Consider the following 675-nt stretch of genomic DNA (forward strand, 5'->3'; position numbering starts at 1 on the left):
ATTACACGTTTAGAGAGTGGAATTATTGATTATGATGCAGTCTTTGAATATATCCAGTCAATAATTGGTAAATATAATTTTAGAGTTAAAGCAATTGCATATGATCCATATAATTTTGATGCACTATTAACTAAATTTGAGAAAGCTAATTATCCGCTGTTCGAAGTAAGACAAGGAACAAAGACTTTGAATATACCGACTAGAGATTTCAGAGAAAAACTTTATGATGGCAAGATTCAGCATAATGGGAACAAGATATTAGCTTATGCAGTTAATAATGCAATTTTAAAAGTTGATAACAATGGCTGGCAGATCGATAAAGCAAGAAATAGTAATCGTATTGATCCAATCGCTGCATTAATAAATGCTTATGTTGCTGGTATGGATTATTACGAAGAAAGCGAGGCGAACCAACACGCAAACGATTATTACACGAGTGCAGAATTTTCTTTTTAAATATATTCAAGGCGTTTTATTAGTCCTAGGAATGTTGCTTCTAATAATTGGGGTGGCATTTACATGGGGCTTTTTTATTGCAGTAATGTTGGCGGGGTTGTTGATGATTGTGCTGGCATTCCTGATTAACTATGAAAGGAGTGAGGGATAATTGAGTTTTTTTACAACCAAGACCACAAGCACAACACAAGATCCGTTTTTAGATGCGTTGGTAAGTTT

The 675-nt window shown here is 34.1% G+C and carries 1 protein-coding gene; it reads left to right on the top strand.

All coding sequences use genetic code 11. The annotated features are described in order from the left end of the window. Positions 1 to 456, top strand: a 456-nt coding sequence (locus FC81_RS10140; RefSeq protein WP_235804682.1) for a terminase TerL endonuclease subunit, incomplete at its 5' end; no start/stop codon positions are given. Positions 457 to 675: the final 219 nt, after the last annotated feature.

The sequence above is a fragment of the Liquorilactobacillus capillatus DSM 19910 genome, assembly GCF_001434915.1.
GTDB classification, from domain to species: domain Bacteria; phylum Bacillota; class Bacilli; order Lactobacillales; family Lactobacillaceae; genus Liquorilactobacillus; species Liquorilactobacillus capillatus.